The organism is Pseudorhodobacter sp. MZDSW-24AT (genome assembly GCF_002794355.1).
In the GTDB taxonomy this organism is placed as follows: domain Bacteria; phylum Pseudomonadota; class Alphaproteobacteria; order Rhodobacterales; family Rhodobacteraceae; genus Pseudotabrizicola.
In genome coordinates, this window is the sequence record NZ_PGOI01000009.1 from 344,487 (window position 1) to 360,753 (window position 16,267).

At 64.6% G+C, this 16,267-nt stretch carries 16 protein-coding genes; 5 read left to right on the plus strand and 11 right to left on the minus strand.

Annotated features, from left to right (window positions below):
• Window positions 1-62: 62 nt before the first annotated feature.
• The 4 genes from CUR21_RS14845 to CUR21_RS14860 form a co-directional block, all read right to left on the minus strand.
• The gene (locus CUR21_RS14845; RefSeq protein WP_100197834.1) at window positions 63-1,298 is read right to left on the minus strand and encodes an MFS transporter; all 1,236 of its coding nucleotides are present in this window, start codon (window positions 1,296-1,298) and stop codon (window positions 63-65) included.
• Between the two features lie 100 nt (window positions 1,299-1,398).
• Complete coding sequence (locus CUR21_RS14850; protein WP_100197835.1) at window positions 1,399-2,211, minus strand: aldo/keto reductase; 813 nt, start codon at window positions 2,209-2,211, stop codon at window positions 1,399-1,401.
• 232 nt (window positions 2,212-2,443) lie between these two features.
• A complete protein-coding gene (locus CUR21_RS14855; protein ID WP_232622815.1) occupies window positions 2,444-3,577 on the minus strand; it encodes a Gfo/Idh/MocA family protein in 1,134 nt (377 codons plus the stop codon).
• Between the two features lie 7 nt (window positions 3,578-3,584).
• Window positions 3,585-4,286 (minus strand): GntR family transcriptional regulator, encoded by a 702-nt coding sequence (locus tag CUR21_RS14860; RefSeq protein ID WP_100197836.1) that lies wholly within the window; start codon window positions 4,284-4,286, stop codon window positions 3,585-3,587.
• Between the two features lie 117 nt (window positions 4,287-4,403).
• Here CUR21_RS14860 and CUR21_RS14865 point away from each other — a divergent pair, with 117 nt between their 5' ends.
• The 3 genes from CUR21_RS14865 to CUR21_RS14875 are packed head-to-tail and all read left to right on the plus strand — an operon-like array spanning window position 4,404 to window position 6,984.
• Window positions 4,404-5,561, plus strand: coding sequence for an LLM class flavin-dependent oxidoreductase (locus tag CUR21_RS14865; RefSeq protein ID WP_100197837.1), 1,158 nt, complete (start codon window positions 4,404-4,406; stop codon window positions 5,559-5,561).
• Complete coding sequence (locus CUR21_RS14870; RefSeq protein WP_100197838.1) at window positions 5,561-6,454, plus strand: aldo/keto reductase family oxidoreductase; 894 nt, start codon at window positions 5,561-5,563, stop codon at window positions 6,452-6,454. The genes CUR21_RS14865 and CUR21_RS14870 overlap by 1 nt, the downstream gene beginning before the upstream one ends.
• Before the next feature lie 29 nt (window positions 6,455-6,483).
• Window positions 6,484-6,984, plus strand: coding sequence for a flavin reductase family protein (locus CUR21_RS14875; protein WP_100197899.1), 501 nt, complete (start codon window positions 6,484-6,486; stop codon window positions 6,982-6,984).
• Window positions 6,985-7,119: 135 nt separating this feature from the next.
• On the opposite strand, the gene panC is transcribed toward CUR21_RS14875, so the two are convergent.
• Together panC and panB are read right to left on the minus strand one after the other, a co-directional pair.
• Window positions 7,120-7,965, minus strand: a complete 846-nt coding sequence (panC, locus tag CUR21_RS14880; RefSeq protein ID WP_100197839.1) for a pantoate--beta-alanine ligase — start codon at window positions 7,963-7,965, stop codon at window positions 7,120-7,122.
• Complete coding sequence (gene panB, locus CUR21_RS14885; protein ID WP_100197840.1) at window positions 7,962-8,798, minus strand: 3-methyl-2-oxobutanoate hydroxymethyltransferase; 837 nt, start codon at window positions 8,796-8,798, stop codon at window positions 7,962-7,964. Before panB ends, panC begins: the two co-directional genes overlap by 4 nt.
• Before the next feature lie 175 nt (window positions 8,799-8,973).
• Here panB and CUR21_RS14890 point away from each other — a divergent pair, with 175 nt between their 5' ends.
• Window positions 8,974-9,315: a cupin domain-containing protein gene (locus tag CUR21_RS14890; RefSeq protein WP_100197900.1), complete on the plus strand. Its 342-nt coding sequence runs from the start codon at window positions 8,974-8,976 to the stop codon at window positions 9,313-9,315.
• Here CUR21_RS14890 and CUR21_RS14895 read toward each other — a convergent pair.
• From CUR21_RS14895 to CUR21_RS14905, 3 genes are all read right to left on the minus strand, one after another.
• Entirely contained in the window at window positions 9,312-10,193 is an 882-nt protein-coding gene (locus tag CUR21_RS14895; protein ID WP_232622816.1) for a DMT family transporter, read from the minus strand. The genes CUR21_RS14890 and CUR21_RS14895 overlap by 4 nt on opposite strands.
• A gap of 83 nt (window positions 10,194-10,276) precedes the next feature.
• Window positions 10,277-11,104 (minus strand): L,D-transpeptidase, encoded by an 828-nt coding sequence (locus CUR21_RS14900; RefSeq protein ID WP_100197841.1) that lies wholly within the window; start codon window positions 11,102-11,104, stop codon window positions 10,277-10,279.
• Between the two features lie 134 nt (window positions 11,105-11,238).
• On the minus strand, window positions 11,239-13,419 hold the full coding sequence (locus CUR21_RS14905) for an esterase-like activity of phytase family protein (protein ID WP_100197842.1): 2,181 nt from the start codon (window positions 13,417-13,419) through the stop codon (window positions 11,239-11,241).
• A 203-nt stretch (window positions 13,420-13,622) separates the two neighbouring features.
• On the opposite strand from CUR21_RS14905, the gene CUR21_RS14910 reads away from it, so the two are divergent.
• Window positions 13,623-13,877, plus strand: coding sequence for a GlsB/YeaQ/YmgE family stress response membrane protein (locus CUR21_RS14910; RefSeq protein ID WP_100197843.1), 255 nt, complete (start codon window positions 13,623-13,625; stop codon window positions 13,875-13,877).
• 58 nt (window positions 13,878-13,935) lie between these two features.
• Here CUR21_RS14910 and CUR21_RS14915 read toward each other — a convergent pair whose 3' ends face one another.
• Both CUR21_RS14915 and yghU read right to left on the minus strand, forming a co-directional pair.
• On the minus strand, window positions 13,936-15,150 hold the full coding sequence (locus CUR21_RS14915; protein WP_369802535.1) for a M24 family metallopeptidase: 1,215 nt from the start codon (window positions 15,148-15,150) through the stop codon (window positions 13,936-13,938).
• Window positions 15,151-15,401: 251 nt separating this feature from the next.
• Window positions 15,402-16,244, minus strand: a complete 843-nt coding sequence (gene yghU / locus CUR21_RS14920) for a glutathione-dependent disulfide-bond oxidoreductase (RefSeq protein ID WP_100197844.1) — start codon at window positions 16,242-16,244, stop codon at window positions 15,402-15,404.
• Between the last annotated feature and the right edge of the window lie 23 nt (window positions 16,245-16,267).

A 16,267-nucleotide genomic window follows, 5' to 3' on the forward strand; every position in this document is an offset into this window, starting at 1 on the left:
GCGGCGCGGCGCAAGGGGAGAAGGTGTGGGCACAGGCCCGGCACCGGGGTCTTTTGGCGCGGTCAGGCGCGCAGCGCCACCAGCGGCTTTTCCCGGATCGGCAGATGCACGATGGCGGAAAACGCGCCAACGCCCACCCCGATCCACCAGACCAGCGTGTAATCGCCGGTGATGTCATACATCTTGCCGCCCAGCCAGACGCCCAGAAACCCGCCGATCTGATGCGAGAGAAAGACAAAGCCGTAGAGCGTGCCCATATAGCGCAGCCCGTAGATATGCGCGACCAGACCGCTGGTCAGCGGCACGGTGGCCAGCCACAGGCTTCCCATCACCGCCGAGAAGATCAGCACCGATTCCGGCGTGATCGGCATCAGGATAAAGGCGGCGGCGGCGATGGTGCGGGCCACATAGATGCCAGTGAGCAGGTATTTCTTGGTATAGCGCTTGCCCAGCCAGCCCGCAGTCAGCGTGCCCGCGATATTGGCCAGACCGATGACCGAAATTGCCACCGCCCCCAGCGCCGAGGTGGTGGTGATGCCCATGCCCGCCAGCATCCCCGCCGGGTCAATCGGGCCGCAAAGCTCGGTCACGAAGGCCGGGAAATGCGCGGTGATAAAGGCCAGCTGATAGCCGCAGCTGAAAAAGCCAAGGAAGATCAGGCTGAAGGACGGGTCCTTGAAAGCGCGGGTCAAAACGGCGCCCATGCTTTCCTCCAGCTCGGCGCGGGTGGCGACCTGCGGCGAGCGGATGAAGGGCAAGGCAAACAGGCTGCACAGGATCAGCGCGGCAAAGATCACAAAGACCTCTTGCCAAGCGTAGGATTGCAAAAGGAATTCCGCCAGCGGCGCGCCGAACACCTGCCCCATCGACCCGGCGGCGGTGGCAATCCCAAGCGTCATCGACCGGTGCTCGGGGGCCGCCGCACGCCCCACCACTGCCAGCACCACGCCAAATCCGGTGCCCGCGATGCCAAAGCCCACCAGAATCTCCAGCAGATGGTGCTGCCCCGGCGTCACCGCAAAAGAGGACAGCACCAGCCCGGCGGCATAGGTAAGCGCGCCTGCGATGATGGCGCGGCGGTCGCCAAAGCGTTCGGCCAGCGCGCCAAAGATCGGCTGCCCAATGCCCCAGGCGAGGTTCTGGATCGCGATGGCCAGCGAAAACTCTGCCCGCGCCCAGCCGAATTCCTCGGCAATCGGAATCTGGAACACGCCGAAACTGGCGCGGATGGCAAAGCCGAGCATCAGGATCACACATCCGGCGATCAGAACGGGGGTGAAGATCGGGGCTTTGGCCATGGCGCGCTCCTGTGCGGAGGCGGACGATGTGCCTGATGCGGGGCGGCGTCAAATGCTGATTTGTGATCGGCACAATTGCCGAGGCCAGCCGCCCGCGACCTCAGCCAAAATCGCGCGGGTCTGGCCCGGTGCGGGTGCCCGCGTCCAAGGTGGCCATCGCGGTCATCTCTTCGGGCGTCAGGCTGAAATCGGTCACATCCAGATTCTGCGCCAGCCGCCCCGCATGGGTGCTGCGCGGGATCACCGAACAGCCCAGTTGCAGATGCCAGCGCAAGATCACCTGCGCCGGGGTCTTGCCGCTGCGGGCCACCACCGCCTGCACCGGCGCGCTGTCAAAGGCCGCGCCTTGCCCCAGTGGCGTCCAGCTTTGGGTGACAATGCCCAGCCGGTCATGCAACGCGCGCAGGTCGGCCTGTTGCAGGCCGGGGTGCAGTTCGATCTGGTTCAAGACCGGGGTCACCCCGGTTTCACCGATCAGCCGCTCCAGATGATCGCCCATGAAATTCGACACCCCGATGGATTTCACACGGCCTTCGTCCCGCAGGCGGATCATCGCGCGCCACGTGTCAAGGTAAAGCCCCTTGGCGGGGCAGGGCCAGTGGATCAGCAACAGATCCGGCTCCAGCCCCAGCCGCGCCACCGACTCGTCAAAGGCGCGCAGGGTTTCGTCATGGCCCTGACGGTCGTTCCAGACCTTGGTGGTGACAAACACCCGCTCCCGCGGGAGGCCAGAGGCGCGCAGGCCCGCGCCCAAGCCTTCTTCATTGCCATAGATCGCGGCGCCGTCGATCAGCTCATAGCCAAGCCCCAAAGCGGTGCCGACGATTCTGGCCGTCTCCTCCGCCGGAACCTGCCAGATTCCCAAGCCCAGCGCCGGAATCCGGTTGCCGTCATTCAGCTTCAGCGTCGCCATGTCCGTCTCCCGCAGATTTGGGCGTCAGGGAACAGATTTCACGCGGCGGATGCAAGCCCGAACTGCCCACCTCCTGGATTTGCATCTTTTAAAAATACTCCGGGGGAGGCGTGCCCCGCCACCGCGATGCCGCCTGCCACGCGCGCGACTGGGGCACGACGGGGGCGGAGCCCCCCGCACCATCGGCTTGCCCCCGCCCTTCGCGGGGGCACCGCCGGATCACGCCAGTGGATCAGGCGGGCCGCTTCGGGGCATATGCGGCGCGGGTCAGGTCCACCGCTTGGCCTGTGCGCGCACTTTCCTGCGCGGCCATGCCCATCGCCACCGCCCACCAGCCGTCCAGCAGGCTCACCTCGGGGCTTTGCGCGCCGCGCACCACGCGGGCAAAGCCCTGATGCTGGTAAAAGGTGCTGCCATTGTGATCGCCCGCGGCCAGCAGCGCCGGGTCCACCGGCACCTCCAGCACCTGCGGGCCTTTGGGGGCGCGCGGGCTGACGATCACCTGCGGCACCGGGGGCTCGCCCAGATGCGCGGGCCAGAACCGGCCCGGACCGGGCACCAGACAGTCGATCTTGCCCTTGGGCCCCACGGCGGCAATCTCTTCCTGATAGCGCGCGCCTTCGGCGAACATGCACAGTTCCAGCATCGCGCGCAGGCCGCTTTCAAAGTCCACGATCACATAGGCATTGTCCCAGATGTCAGGCGTCTGGCCCTCATAGCGCTCGTCCAGATGGTTCACCGCCTGGCCCGCCGATGCCATCACCCGCACCGGGTCACAGCCGGCGATCAGGCGCATCAGATCGAAGAAATGGCAGCATTTTTCCACCAGCGTGCCGCCGGTGTTGCGGTTGAAGCGGTTCCAGTCGCCCACCTTTTCCAGAAAGGGAAAGCGGTGTTCGCGGATGGTCAGCATCTTGATGCCGCCCGTGGCCGCCTGCGCTTGCGCGATCAGATGCGCGACGGGGGGCATGTAGCGGTATTCCATCGCCACCCAGATCGGTGCCGGATAGGCGGCGCGGAGCGCAGCCAGACGGGGGGCCTCGGCCGGGTCGGTGAACAGCGGCTTTTCGCACAGGATCGGCAAGGGCCGGATCGATGCGATCTCTTCGAGCTGCGCCAGATGCAGATAATTGGGCGAGACGATCAGCAGGCAGTTCACCGCCGGATGCGCCACCACATCGGCAAGGCTGTCCATCATCACCGCGTCCGGGGCCAACTCTGCCGCCCGCGCGCGCATGGCGGCATCAGGCTCGAAAATCGCCGCCACCCGGGCGCCGGGGATCAGCGCGATGTTGCGCAGATGCTCTTGCCCCATCATGCCGCAGCCGATGATGCCATATCTCAGATCCATATCTGCCGTATCCATATCAGCCTCATTTCAGGCGGGCCACATAGGCCACGCGGTCAGGGTCATACCAGGTGAAGGACGCTTCGACCGAGCGGCCGTCCTGCGCCCGGGCGATGCGGGTGATCTTGGGCAGCGGCGTGCCGGGGGGGTGCGGAAAGGCGGCGGGCGCCCACTCGGGCAGAGGGCCAAGCCCCACCCGGTCTTCCGCCTGTGCGATCCACAGGTTCAGCCGTTGACGGTAGTAAAGGTAAAGCGACTCTGACAGATCCTCGGGGGCGACGTGCGCCACCAGCGCTGCGTCCAGCCAGATCTCCTCGACCGCCGCCACCACGCCCGACAACAGGCGCAGGCGACGGATGCGATGGCCTTCGGCGCTGCTGACAAAGGCGGGCAGGCCTTGGTCCTTGGGCAGCCGGTCCACCGAGAGCACCCGCGCGGTGGGCAGGCCGCCGCCCGCCGTCAGTTCCAGCCGGAACAGAGCATAGACAGAGCCCGGGTCGGCCTTGGCGCGGATGTAGTTCCCCGAACCCTGCCGCCGCTCCACCAGACCTTTGTCGGCGAGCGCCTGCAAGGCCTGCCGCAAGGTGCCCACCGCGATGCCAAGCTCTGCCGCCATCTCGCGTTCGGGCGGCAGGCGCTGGCCATCCAGAAGCCGCCCCGCTGCGATGTCGCGGATCAAAAGCTCGGTGATCTGCTGATAAAGCGGCAGCGCGCCAGAGAGGGACATCGGAGAGGCCGTAAATTGATATAGGATTGATCTATAGAAATCCCGGTGCTACGCAAGGGCAAAGATACATCCCGCCCGCAAGATGCGCGCGCCGGGGCTTTAGGGAAGGGGAATGCGATGACAGTGGTGCCCGTCACCTCGGCCGATCTGGACGCGAGCGAGGTCAGCTGGTTTGCCGCGCTGTGTTCGGACGATTACCAGTTTCTGGGCGTGCCGGACCCGGCCTTGCGGTCAAGCTGGGATCACTGCTCAACCATCGTGAAACGGGCCGAAACCCATGGCTTTCGCAACATCCTGTGCCCGTCGTCCTATCAGGTCGGGCAGGACACGCTGTCTTTCGTGGCGGGCTGCGCGCCGATCACCGATCGCATCAACTTTCTGGCCGCCATCCGCTGCGGCGAGATGCAGCCGGTGATGCTGGCGCGCACCGTGGCCACGCTGGACCATATGCTGCAAGGGCGGCTGACGCTGAACGTGATCAGTTCCGACTTTCCGGGCGAGGTGGCGCCAAGCGCCTTTCGCTACAAGCGCAGCCATGAGGTGGTGGAGATCCTGCGCCAGGCCTGGACGCGGGATCACATCGAATATGCGGGCGAGGTTTACCAGATCAGCAAGGTTTCCGCCGACCCCGCGCGGCCCTACCAACAGAACGGCGGGCCGCTGCTTTACTTCGGCGGCTATTCTCCCGATGCGCTGGAGCTGTGCGGCGCGCAATGCGACGTGTATCTGATGTGGCCGGAAACCAAGGACATGCTGGCGCAGCGGATGCGCGACGTGCACGCCCGCGCCGAAGCCCATGGCCGCACGCTGGATTACGGGTTGCGCGTCCACATGATCGTGCGCGACACGGAGGCCGAGGCGCGCGACTATGCCGAGCATATCGCCAGCAAGCTGGATGACGAATACGGCAAGCTGATCCGCGACCGCGCGCATGATTCCATCTCGCTGGGTGTGGCGCATCAGGCGCGGGCGCGCGAACTGGCCGATCAGTTCGGTTATATCGAGCCACATCTCTGGACAGGGATCGGCCGCGCGCGGTCGGGCTGCGGGGCGGCGCTGGTCGGATCGACCGATCAGGTGCTGACCCAGATCGAAGAGTATCGCAAGATGGGCATTCGGGCTTTCATCTTTTCGGGCTATCCTCATCTGGATGAATGTGACCATTTCGGCACCAAGGTGCTGCCGCAGTTGAAAACCTGTTCTTTGCCTCATGAATATGGCCGCGTGCCTGCCGCCACGCCTGCCACCCCCCTTGGAAACGGACCCCGCCGCTGATGGAAAAGATTGCCCTTTCGCCCGACGTCTCGCTCTCTCGCCTTGTCTATGGCATGTGGCGGCTGGGCGATGATGACAACACCGCCCCCGCCCATGTGCAGGCCAAGATCGAGGCCTGCCTTGCCCAAGGCATCACCACCATGGATCAGGCCGACATCTATGGCGGCTATACCGCCGAGGCGATCTTTGGCGCGGCCTTGCGCGCGGCGCCCGGTTTGCGCGACCAGATCGAGATTGTGACCAAATGCGATATCGTCGCCCCCGCAGGCCGCCATGCCGCCGCGCGGGTGAAGTATTACGACACCAGTGCCGCGCATATCACCGCGAGTGTCGAGGCGAGTCTGCGCGATATGGCGACCGACCGGGTTGACCTTTTGCTGATCCACCGTCCCGATCCGCTGATGGACCCGTCCGACACTGGCCCGGCGCTCGATGCGCTGGTCGCCAGCGGCAAGGTGCGCAGCGTGGGCGTGTCGAACTTCCGCCCTTGGGATGTGGAGCTGCTGCAATCGGGGATGCAGACGCCGCTGGTGACCAACCAGATCGAGTTGAGCCTGCGCGCACATCACGGGTTCACCAATGGCGACGTGGCCTTTCACCAGCGCCATGGTCAGCCGCTGATGGCGTGGAGCCCGCTGGCAGGCGGGAGCCTGCTCTCGGGCGCTGATCTGCGCCTGCGCGATGCGCTGCACCGGATCGGGGCGGAGCAGGGGACCGATTGGTCGGCGGTGGCGGTGGCATGGCTGTTGCGGCACCCGGCATGCATCCTGCCGGTGATGGGCACCAACAGTCTGGAGCGCATCGGAAAACTTTCTGATGCCTGCCGGGTGGAAATGGATCGCCAGACGTGGTTCGAGCTCTACACCCATGCCATGGGACATGAAGTGCCGTGACGGCAGAGGGTGCGATGGCGGATGGAGCGATGAGGACCGAGGTGCAATTTACCCCCGAAGGCAACCCGCGTGCCTTTCGCGATGCGCTGGGGCGCTTTGCCACCGGCGTCACGCTGGTGACCTGTGCGACGCCCATGGGGCCGATGGGGTTTCTGGCCAACAGCTTTGCTGCCGTGTCGCTGGACCCGGCGCTGGTGCTGTGGTCGCCCGCGAAAGCCTCCAGCCGCTTTGCGCATTTTGCGACCGCTCAGCACTATGCGATTCATGTGCTGGACGCTGCCCATAGCGAATGGCTGCCGCGCTTTGGCCGCGGCGGAGCGGGATTTGACGGGCTGAGCCATGAGATCAGCGCCGAAGGCGTGCCGCTGATCACGGGCGCGCTGGCGCAGTTCGACTGCGTGCAACACGCCACACATGACGGCGGCGATCACCTGATCGTGGTGGGCCGCGTGCTGCGCGCGGCCTACCGCGCGGGCGAACCGCTGGTGTTTTCGCAAGGGGCTTATGGGCGCTTTGCGAGCGGGATATGAGGGCAAGTGTAGACTGGGGCTCTGCCCCCTGCTCATTGGTTTCTCGAACCAATGGCGAAACCAATGAGCAACCCGGGATATTTAGGAACAGATGACGGGGGCAGGGGGGCGCATCGTGACCCCCATGCGGAGCGTTTACACCGGTATGTTGTCGATGAGGCGCACCCCGTCGAGCCAGGCGGCGGCGAGCATGCGGCGCGGGCTGGCGGGGTCGTCTGAGGGCATCAGCGTGGCGGCGTCGCGCAACTCGATATATTCCACCCGGTCAAAGCCTGCGGCGCGGATCGCCTCGGCGGCTTCGCGGATGGCCATGCGGTCGGATTGCCCGGCGCGGATATCCTCGGCCGCGGCGGTGATGGCGGTGTAAAGCACGCTGGCGCGGGCGCGGCCCGCCGGCGTCAGCCGCACATTGCGCGAGGACATGGCCAGCCCATCCGGCTCGCGGATGGTTTCGCAGCCGACGATCTGCACCGCGAGGTTCAGGTCGCGCACCAGCCGCAGCACCACCTGCAATTGCTGCCAGTCCTTCTGGCCGAAATAGCCGCGATCGGCCATCGTCATGCCAAAGAGCTTGGTGACCACCGTGGCCACCCCGTCGAAATGGCCCGGCCGCATCCGGCCTTCGAGCGGTTCGGACACGCCCGCGACCGAAACCGTGGTCTTGAAGCCATCGGGATAAACCTCTTCGCGCGCGGGGGCGAAGATCAGATCCACCGGAACCGTCGCCAAAAGGGCGGCATCGGCCTCTTCGGTGCGGGGGTATTTCAGCAGGTCATCGGGGTTGTTGAACTGCATCGGGTTCACGAAAATCGTGGTGATCACCCGGTCGCAGTCGCGCCGTGCGGCGCGGGCAAGGCTGAGGTGGCCGTCATGCAAGGCGCCCATCGTGGGCACGACGCCGATGACCTCCCCCGCCGCACGCCATGCGCGGGTGTGGGCGCGCAGCGCCTCGACCGTGCGGACAATCACGGGCGTGCTCACGATTTGGCCTTTGCGGGCAGCACATCGGCAAAGGCGTGTTCGGGGCCGGGGAAGCTGCGGGCCCGCACCTCGGCGGCGTATTCGGCGATGGCGGCATCGGCGAGTTTGCCAAGCTCGGCATAGCGTTTGACGAATTTCGGGCGGAAATCGGTGAAGAGGCCCAGCATGTCATCGATCACCAGCACCTGCCCGTCGCAATCGACCCCGGCCCCGATGCCGATGGTGGGGATCGACAGCGCCGCCGTGATGCGCCCCGTCAGGCCCTGCGGCACCTTTTCCAGCACGATGGCAAAGGCGCCCGCAGCCTCGCACGCCCGGGCATCGGCCATGACCTTGTCGGCCTCGGCGTCGCGGCCCACCACCTTATAGCCGCCCAGCGTGTTCACCGCCTGTGGCGTGAGGCCGATATGCGCCATGACCGGCACTCCGCGCGCGGTCAGGAAAGCGATGGTTTCAGCCATATGCTGGCCGCCTTCGAGCTTGACCGAGGGCGCGCCGGTTTCCGCCATAAGCCGGGCGGCGTTGCGATAGGCCTGTTGCGGGCTTTCCTCATAGCTGCCGAAGGGCATGTCGATCACCGCCATCGCGCGCGACAGGCCCCGCACCACCGCGCGGCCATGCAGGATCATCATCTCCATCGTCACGCCCACGGTCGAGGGCATGCCATGCAGCACCATGCCCAGCGAATCTCCCACCAGCGCCACATCGCAATGCGGATCGACCAGACGCGCCATCGGCGTGGTATAGGCGGTCAGCACCACCAAAGGCTGCCCGCCCTTGCGGGCCTTGATATCGGGCGGCAGCACCGGGCGAACGGGGGAAGTCGCGCTCATGATCGTCTCCTGCCTGTGAAGCCCCGAGGGAGGGGCATCCATAAACTGCCCGCCATCAGTGCATCAGCCTGCGCAGATGCGCAAGAATATTGCGCCGCACTGCGGCACATCGGGCGGGCTTGACGTGACGGCGCGCGCCGTGCCCCATGGCATCACCCCGCAAACGGAGCCTGAGATGAGCCTGATCCAACGCGTCAGCCGCGATGCCACACCCCCCGAAGACACGCGGCCCGATCCGGCCAAGGTGGTGGCAGGCGATCCGGTGCACACCACTTGGAACATCGAAGAGGTGGGGGGGCTGTATTGCGGGCTGTGGCAATCCACCCCCGGCGCGTGGCGCGTGTCTTATGATGAATGGGAGTATATCCGTATCTTGCAAGGCCATTCCATCCTGCGCGGCGAAGATGGATCGGAAACCCATTTGCGGGCCGGGGACAGCTATATCATCCGGCCCGGGTTCACCGGCGTGTGGGAGGTGGTGGAGACCACGCTGAAGGATTACGTGATCCGGGCCTAGGCCTTTGCCTTGCGGCTGGCCATGGCCACCCCGACCCCGGCCAGCGCCAGACCGGCCCAAGCCAAGGGCGGCATCGCCTCGCCCAGAAGCGGCCATGCAAAGAGCGCCGACATGGCGGGAACAAGGTAGAACAAGGCCGAGACGCGGCTGACCTCTCCGGCGCGGATCATGGCGAGCAAAAGCGACATGGCCAGCAGCGAATTGCCGATCACCAGATAGGCCATGACCGCGATGAATTCCCCGTCCCACCGGATGGCAAGGCTTTCGGTCATCAGCGCCAGCGGCAGGGTAAAGCCCGCGCCCACCGCATATTGGATCAGGTTCGAGGTCACAGGGTGCTGGCGGATGCCAAAACGCTTTTCATAAAGCGTGCCTGCGGTAATCCCCAAGAGCCCGCCACCGGCGGCGAGCAGGCCCCAAGGGCTTTCTGCCTGCACCTGCGCGCGTGCAAGGATCACCACCAAGGCCCCGGCGAGCCCAAGGCCAAGCCCCATCCATGCCCGGCGGCTGACGGTTTCGCCCACGAAACGGGGGGCGATCAGCGCGACAAGGATCGGTTGCAGGCAGACCACGATGGCCACCCCGGCGGCGGAGACGCCGGATTTGAAGGCCAGATAGCACAGGCCGAAGTATCCCACCTGAATCAGAAAGCCGACCACCGCGACATCGACCCAGCCGCGCAAGTTCGCAGGCATCGGAGGGCGCAAAAACACCACAAAGGGCAACAGCACCAGCAGGACAAGACAGTAGCGCAAGGCCAGCAGGGTCATGGGTTCGGCATGGGTCAGGCCCAGCTTGGCCACCGCGAACCCGGCCGACCACAGAACAAGGAACACGGCAGGGGCGGCGATCAGCCAAAGGGGGCGCTGGGGCATCATGCAACGGACTATTGCCGGGGCCGCCGCGAAAGAAAAGAAAAAGGACGCTGCCCATGGCCGAGGGCCACCGGCAGCGCCCGGATTTACAGCGTGACGAAATCGCCGGCGGTGACGGGCGCGCCATCGCGCGGATCGTCAAACACCGGGGCGCGGGTATCGGCGTTGGGGCCGTAGATCAGCTCGGGGTCGACGGTGCGCGAAGGCAGATCGACGCCACGGCCAAAATTCTCGGGATCAACGCGCAGCGATTCCGCTTCGGTGCGCACATGCACCGGGGTGCCGATCGGCACCATTTCAAACAGGTCGATGATGTCCTGATTGAACATGCGGATACAGCCTGCCGAGCCGGAATTGCCGATGGATTCCACATCTGACGTGCCGTGGATGCGGAAATAGGTGTCGCGGCCACCTTTGAACAAATAAAGCGCGCGTGCGCCCAGCGGGCTGCGCAGACCGCCCGGAATGCCCTTGGCAAAGGGGCCATACACATCCGGCTCACGCCGGATCATGTTCTGGGTGGGGGTCCAGCCGGGCCATTTGCGCTTCATCTGGATCACGCCATTGCCAGCGAAGGCAAGGCCTGCACGGCCCACACCCACGGGATAGCGCACCGAGTTCGCGCCTTCGCGGACGAAATACAGGAACTTGGAATAAGGATCGACATCGATGGTGCCGATGGGCTGTTCGCCCAGATACTGGCCCGTGATGCGGCGGTTCGGGCCTTGGGTGTATTTCGGGTCGATCCCCGGCAGGGCAAAGCCGCTGTCAAAGATCGGGCCATAGCCGGGCAGGAATCCGGCAAAAGGCGAGGGGGATTGGTCGGCGCCGGGTGCGGCTGGCGCACAGGCCGACAGGGCAGCGAAACCGGACAGGGCCAGAAAGCCACGGCGGCTGAGAGGGGCAAAGGACATTGGCAGCCTTATGATACGAGTCGTGCGATACCTAGCATGCGAGACTGCCAAACGAAAAGACCCGGGAAGTGGTTCCTTCCCGGGTCGCTTTCCGTCGCCATCTGTGGCGCGCGGGTGTCAGGTGTGGTGCAGGCTCACTCGACAGAGCCGATGGACCAGAACAGCGTCTCGCCCGAGGAGTCGGCCACGCCGTCATTGTCGGTGACCACCCAGCCCGTGCCTGCCGCGTCGATGGCAAAGCCTTCGACCTTGTCGACGGTATAGCCGTTCAGCACCGCCAGATCGGGCAGGAAGTCGCGCACCAGTTCCTTGCTGACCACCGGCAGCGTGCCGCCCAGTTCGGCAGGCTGCAACGCGGCTGCCGGAACGCGGTAAAGCTTTTTCGTCATGGCCTTGTCGGCAATCTGGTTGTCGCGTTCCACGATATAGGCCCAGTCGCCGTGCAGGGTGATTTCTGACAGGCCCATCCATGCGCCCTCGGCCGGGGTATCCAGCGGGTAATGCACGGCACCCCAGGTTTCCTCGGCGGTGTTATAGGCCAGAAGCTTGACCATGCCCTTCGGGTCATCCTTCCATTCGCGCTGCACCGCCATCCACAGCCAGTCGCCGGAGACGGTGATGCCTTCAAAGCCGAAGCGGATTTCCTGTGGCAAAATCGCCTCGGGCAGGGCGATTTCCTGCGTGATCTCGCCTTTGTCATTCACGTTGTAAATCGCGTGCGGGATCAGCCGGTCGCTGCGGCCTTCGGAGGCCAGCCAGAAGCCGCCGTTGCCATCGGGGGCGATGCCTTCGATGTCGAGCTTTTGCGCGGCGTCGCCGCCGCGGGTGATGTCGAGGGCTGCCGTGATGCGCGCAGGGGTTTGGGTGGCGTCAATGGTATAGATGCGGGGCATCGCGCCATAAACGCTGTCGGATACGGCATAAAGCTGGCCGGGTTCCGCACCGGCGGTCAGGCCCGACAGGGCGCCCCAGCCGATCAGCGGGTCAGACCCGGCGCTGGTCAGCATCGGATAGGCGGCGGGCGCTTCGCTGCGCGCATAGATCATCACATGCGCCGGGGCGAGGCCATCCTCGCGCAGGTCAACCTCATTGGCGGTGACCAGCAGGTTGCGCGCCGGAAGGGTGGCGATCCCTTCGGGCGACACGCCCGAGGGCAAGAGTTGGCGCAGCACCGGGGCGGCCGGATCGGTCAGATCATAGACCGCGATCACCGAGGCGCGTTCCGAGGCGACAAAGGCCATCGGCACACCGTCGAAGGTGTCAAACTTCACCGATTCCAGTTCCACGCCCTTGGTGTGGCTGCGGTGTTCGGGGTAGTGGCCGATTTCGGCAATTGCGCGTTCCAGCGTATTGCCCGAATCCCAGACCAGCGTGCCATCCTTGCGGAAGATCGACCATGTGCGGGTGCCGCCGTTCCAGTCGCCTTCATTGGCCATGGCAAAGTGATCGCCGTCGATCCAGGCAATCGCATCGGGCTCGCGCGGGACGGCGCCCTTGGTTTCGCTAAAGTCCAGACGGCCATCGCGCCGGGTGTCGATGCCCGACACCTCCACCTCTCCGGCGCTGAAATGGCTGGCGATGCTGCCATCGGCGGCGATCACCACGATATGGTTGTTTTCCTGCAAGGTGACGACAATCTCACCGTTCGCGTTCACATCGACATATTCCGGCTCCGGGTCTTCGGGGCCAATCTCGGCCAGCCCGGTCAGATCGATGCGCGTTTGCGCGGCGCAATCGGCGGCGCCGTTCACCACCGGCAGTTTCACCACATAGCCTGCGGGCATCTGCGGCAGGCCGCCATCGCCCGCGTCTTCGTCGCGTTCATTCTCGATGGCGATGGCGAGGAAAGACCCGTCCGGGGCCTTGGCCACGGCATCCGGCTGGCCGCCGATGTCGCATTCGGCGGTGATGGCCTTGGTGGCCGGGTCCACGGTCACCAGCTTGCCTGACGGATTGGTAAAGCTTTCGCTGGTGTTCACCCCGGCAAAGATCTGCGCGCCGATGAAAACGGCCGTGGTCGGCTCGCCGCCCACCTCGATATTGCCCAAGGGTTTGGGGGCCGCCGGGTCTGTGATGTCGACCAGACCGATCACGCCCAGCGGGCTGTCGGTATAGACCAGCGTCATCCCGTCTTCGGAAGCCGAGATGATCTCGGCGCTGCTGGCGCGGGCAAGATCTTCGCCCTCGGCCATATTGGCGGGGGTAGCGAAGCTGGCGATGCGGTTGAAATTCATCTCGGCCAGCGCGGGGAAGGCAGCAAAGATGGCCAGCGCGGAGGTCAGGCCAAGGGTCTTGCCAAAGGGGGAAAGCGGCATGCGGATCATCCTTATCCGATCAGAAAATCTGGGGGAGAGTTGCGCAGGATTGATGAAGCCGCGATGACAGCGACATGTCGCTTGTGCGAAATTGCGCAGCGGCAAGGAGTCGCCGGGAACCTTTTCATGACTTCAAGAGTTTGTGAGCAGAGACACAAACCGGCGGCACGCGCCCTGTAGACCGCCATAGGAGAGGGACACCCATGACCATCGAAGCACTTCTTATCATCCTGCTGATCGGCGCCATTGCCGGCTGGCTCGCCGGCCTGATCGTCAAGGGCTACGGATTCGGCCTGCTCGGCAATATCGTGGTCGGCATCGTCGGCGCGCTGTTCGCCGGGTTCCTGTTCCCGCGCATCGGTCTGGGCTTTGGCGGCGGTGTCCTTGGCTCCATCGTGGCCGCCACGCTGGGCGCGGTGATCCTGCTGTTCCTGATCCGCTTGGTCAAACGCGCCTGAGCCTTCGGGTCGCATATGTCAAAAGGCCGGGGAAACACCCCGGCCTTTTTCTGTTCTGCTATTCAACCACGTTGAAGTCGGGCCCATAGGGGTACTGCGTGATATCCTCGGGCGCGTCTTCGGTGATGACAAAGATATCATGCTCGCGGTAGCCGCCCGCGCCGGGTTGGCCGTGCGGAATGGTCAGCATCGGTTCCATGCTGATGACCATGCCGGGCTCCAGCACGGTGTCGATATCCTCACGCAGTTCCAGCGCCGCCTCGCGGCCATAGTAATGCGACAGGATGCCAAAGCTGTGGCCATAGCCGAAGGTCCGGTATTGCAGCATGTCGCGCTCGGCCAGAAAGCTGTTGATCTTGGCGGTGATCTCGGCACAAGACGCGCCCGGCCGCAGCAAGGTCATGCCATATTCATGCGCGTCGATGTTGTGCTGCCAAATCGCCATGGAGGCGGCATCCACCTCGCCCACAAAGAGCGTGCGTTCCAGCGCGGTGTAATAGCCCGAGATCATCGGAAAGCAGTTCAGGCTGAGGATATCGCCGCGCTTGAGCTTGCGGTTGGTCACCGGGTTATGCGCGCCATCGGTGTTCAGCCCGGATTGGAACCAAACCCAAGTGTCGCGGTATTCGGCATCGGGAAAGCGCTTGGCAATCTCGCGCTCCATCGCGTCACGGCCCGCGATGCTGATTTCAAGCTCGGTCGCGCCCACTGCAATCGCCGCGCGGATGGCATGGCCGCCCACATCGGCGACATTGGCGCCCTGCTTGATCAGCGCGATTTCGGCCGGCGATTTCATCATGCGCTGCTGCATGGTGGCGGGGGCGATGTCCATGCCGCGCTTGGGTTTCAGAAAGCTGTTGAGCTTGTCCGCCCGCTCCATCGTCAGATGATCGGCCTCGCAGCCGATGGCCTTGCCGGTGCCGGTGATGCTGGCCACCACCCGCCAGAAATTGTCGCGCGTCCAATCGGTGTAGGTGATGTTGTCCCCGACCGAGCGGCGCCACGGCTGGCCCGCATCGATGCCCGCGCTGACGGTGACGCAATCGCTGCGGGTGACGACGCAGGCATAGGGGCGGCCAAAGCTGCAGTAGAGAAAGCCCGAGTAATAGGCCACATTGTGCATCGAGGTGAGCACGATGGCATCCAGACTGTGCAACTCCAGTATGTCACGCAAACCGGCAAGGCGCTCTTCGTATTCGGAAACCTCGAAGGGCAAGGCATCCTTGCCGGGGCCGTTGTGGAACCGGTAGTGGTCCGGGCGGATCAGGTTCATGTCAGACCTCATGTCTGGGGCCGGACGGATCGCCCGGAACCCCGAAAGGTCCCGGCGTACAGGACGTGAAGCGGCAGAACCGCAAGCGGCGGGAGGCTGTCCCTGTGGCGACGCCATCGCCACGGCTCAGGCGCATCATGCCTGCGGGGGGCGCGGCCCGCAAGACAAAGGTGCGTGCTCGCACGCACCTTACAAAGATCCTGCCGGGGCTTCGGGTGTAGGGTGCGTGCGGGCACGCACCCCATCAGGTGTTACAGCGCGTCGAAATCCGCCGCCGAATGCCGCTCGGGCAACTGCTCATGCGCCTCACCCCAATTGCGGTTCACCTTGCGGCCGCGCACCACGGCAGGCCGGGCATCGATCTTTTCCGCCCATGTCACGACATGCTTATAGGATGTCACATCCAGAAACTCGCCCGCATTATAGGCGCGCCCCAGCACCATGCCGCCATACCATGGCCAGATCGCCATATCCGCAATGCTATACGCATCCCCCGCGACAAATTCATGCTCGGCCAGTTGCCGGTCCAGCACATCCAGCTGACGCTTGGTTTCCATCGCATAGCGGTTGATGGGATATTCGTATTTTTCCGGCGCATAGGCATAGAAATGCCCAAAGCCGCCGCCCACGAAGGGCGCTGATCCCATCTGCCACATCAGCCAGTTCAGCACTTCGGTGCGCTCTGGCCCCGAGGCCGGCAGGAAGGCCCCGAACTTTTCCGCCAAATGCATCAGGATCGACCCCGATTCGAACACCCGCAGCGGGGTCTCTCCTGAATAATCCATCAGCGCCGGGATCTTGGAATTGGGATTCACCCCCACAAAGCCCGAGCCGAACTGATCGCCATCGCCAATCTTGATCAGCCAAGCATCGTATTCGGCGGCATGACCGGCTTCGAGCAATTCCTCGAACATCACCGTCACCTTCACCCCATTGGGTGTGGCGAGCGAATAGAGCTGGAACGGATGCTCCCCGCGCGGCAGGTCCTTGTCATGCGTGGGCCCGGCGATCGGGCGGTTGGTGCTGGCGAATTTCCCGCCATTGTCTTTGTCCCAGGTCCAGACCTTTGGCGGAACATAAGGTGTTTCGGTCATGTCGTTTCCCATGCGTTTGAGCC

Bases quoted from the DNA above. Each gene is read 5' to 3' on its own strand.
- CUR21_RS14845 (WP_100197834.1), bottom strand. From the start codon at position 1,298: ATGGCCAAAGCCCCGATCTTCACCCCCGTTCTGATCGCCGGATGTGTG.
- CUR21_RS14850 (WP_100197835.1), bottom strand. From the start codon at position 2,211: ATGGCGACGCTGAAGCTGAATGACGGCAACCGGATTCCGGCGCTGGGC.
- CUR21_RS14855 (WP_232622815.1), bottom strand. From the start codon at position 3,577: ATGGATACGGCAGATATGGATCTGAGATATGGCATCATCGGCTGCGGC.
- CUR21_RS14860 (WP_100197836.1), bottom strand. From the start codon at position 4,286: ATGTCCCTCTCTGGCGCGCTGCCGCTTTATCAGCAGATCACCGAGCTT.
- CUR21_RS14865 (WP_100197837.1), top strand. From the start codon at position 4,404: ATGACAGTGGTGCCCGTCACCTCGGCCGATCTGGACGCGAGCGAGGTC.
- CUR21_RS14870 (WP_100197838.1), top strand. From the start codon at position 5,561: ATGGAAAAGATTGCCCTTTCGCCCGACGTCTCGCTCTCTCGCCTTGTC.
- CUR21_RS14875 (WP_100197899.1), top strand. From the start codon at position 6,484: ATGAGGACCGAGGTGCAATTTACCCCCGAAGGCAACCCGCGTGCCTTT.
- panB (WP_100197840.1), bottom strand. From the start codon at position 8,798: ATGAGCGCGACTTCCCCCGTTCGCCCGGTGCTGCCGCCCGATATCAAG.
- CUR21_RS14890 (WP_100197900.1), top strand. From the start codon at position 8,974: ATGAGCCTGATCCAACGCGTCAGCCGCGATGCCACACCCCCCGAAGAC.
- CUR21_RS14895 (WP_232622816.1), bottom strand. From the start codon at position 10,193: ATGATGCCCCAGCGCCCCCTTTGGCTGATCGCCGCCCCTGCCGTGTTC.
- CUR21_RS14900 (WP_100197841.1), bottom strand. From the start codon at position 11,104: ATGTCCTTTGCCCCTCTCAGCCGCCGTGGCTTTCTGGCCCTGTCCGGT.
- CUR21_RS14905 (WP_100197842.1), bottom strand. From the start codon at position 13,419: ATGCCGCTTTCCCCCTTTGGCAAGACCCTTGGCCTGACCTCCGCGCTG.
- CUR21_RS14910 (WP_100197843.1), top strand. From the start codon at position 13,623: ATGACCATCGAAGCACTTCTTATCATCCTGCTGATCGGCGCCATTGCC.
- CUR21_RS14915 (WP_369802535.1), bottom strand. From the start codon at position 15,150: ATGAACCTGATCCGCCCGGACCACTACCGGTTCCACAACGGCCCCGGC.
- yghU (WP_100197844.1), bottom strand. From the start codon at position 16,244: ATGACCGAAACACCTTATGTTCCGCCAAAGGTCTGGACCTGGGACAAA.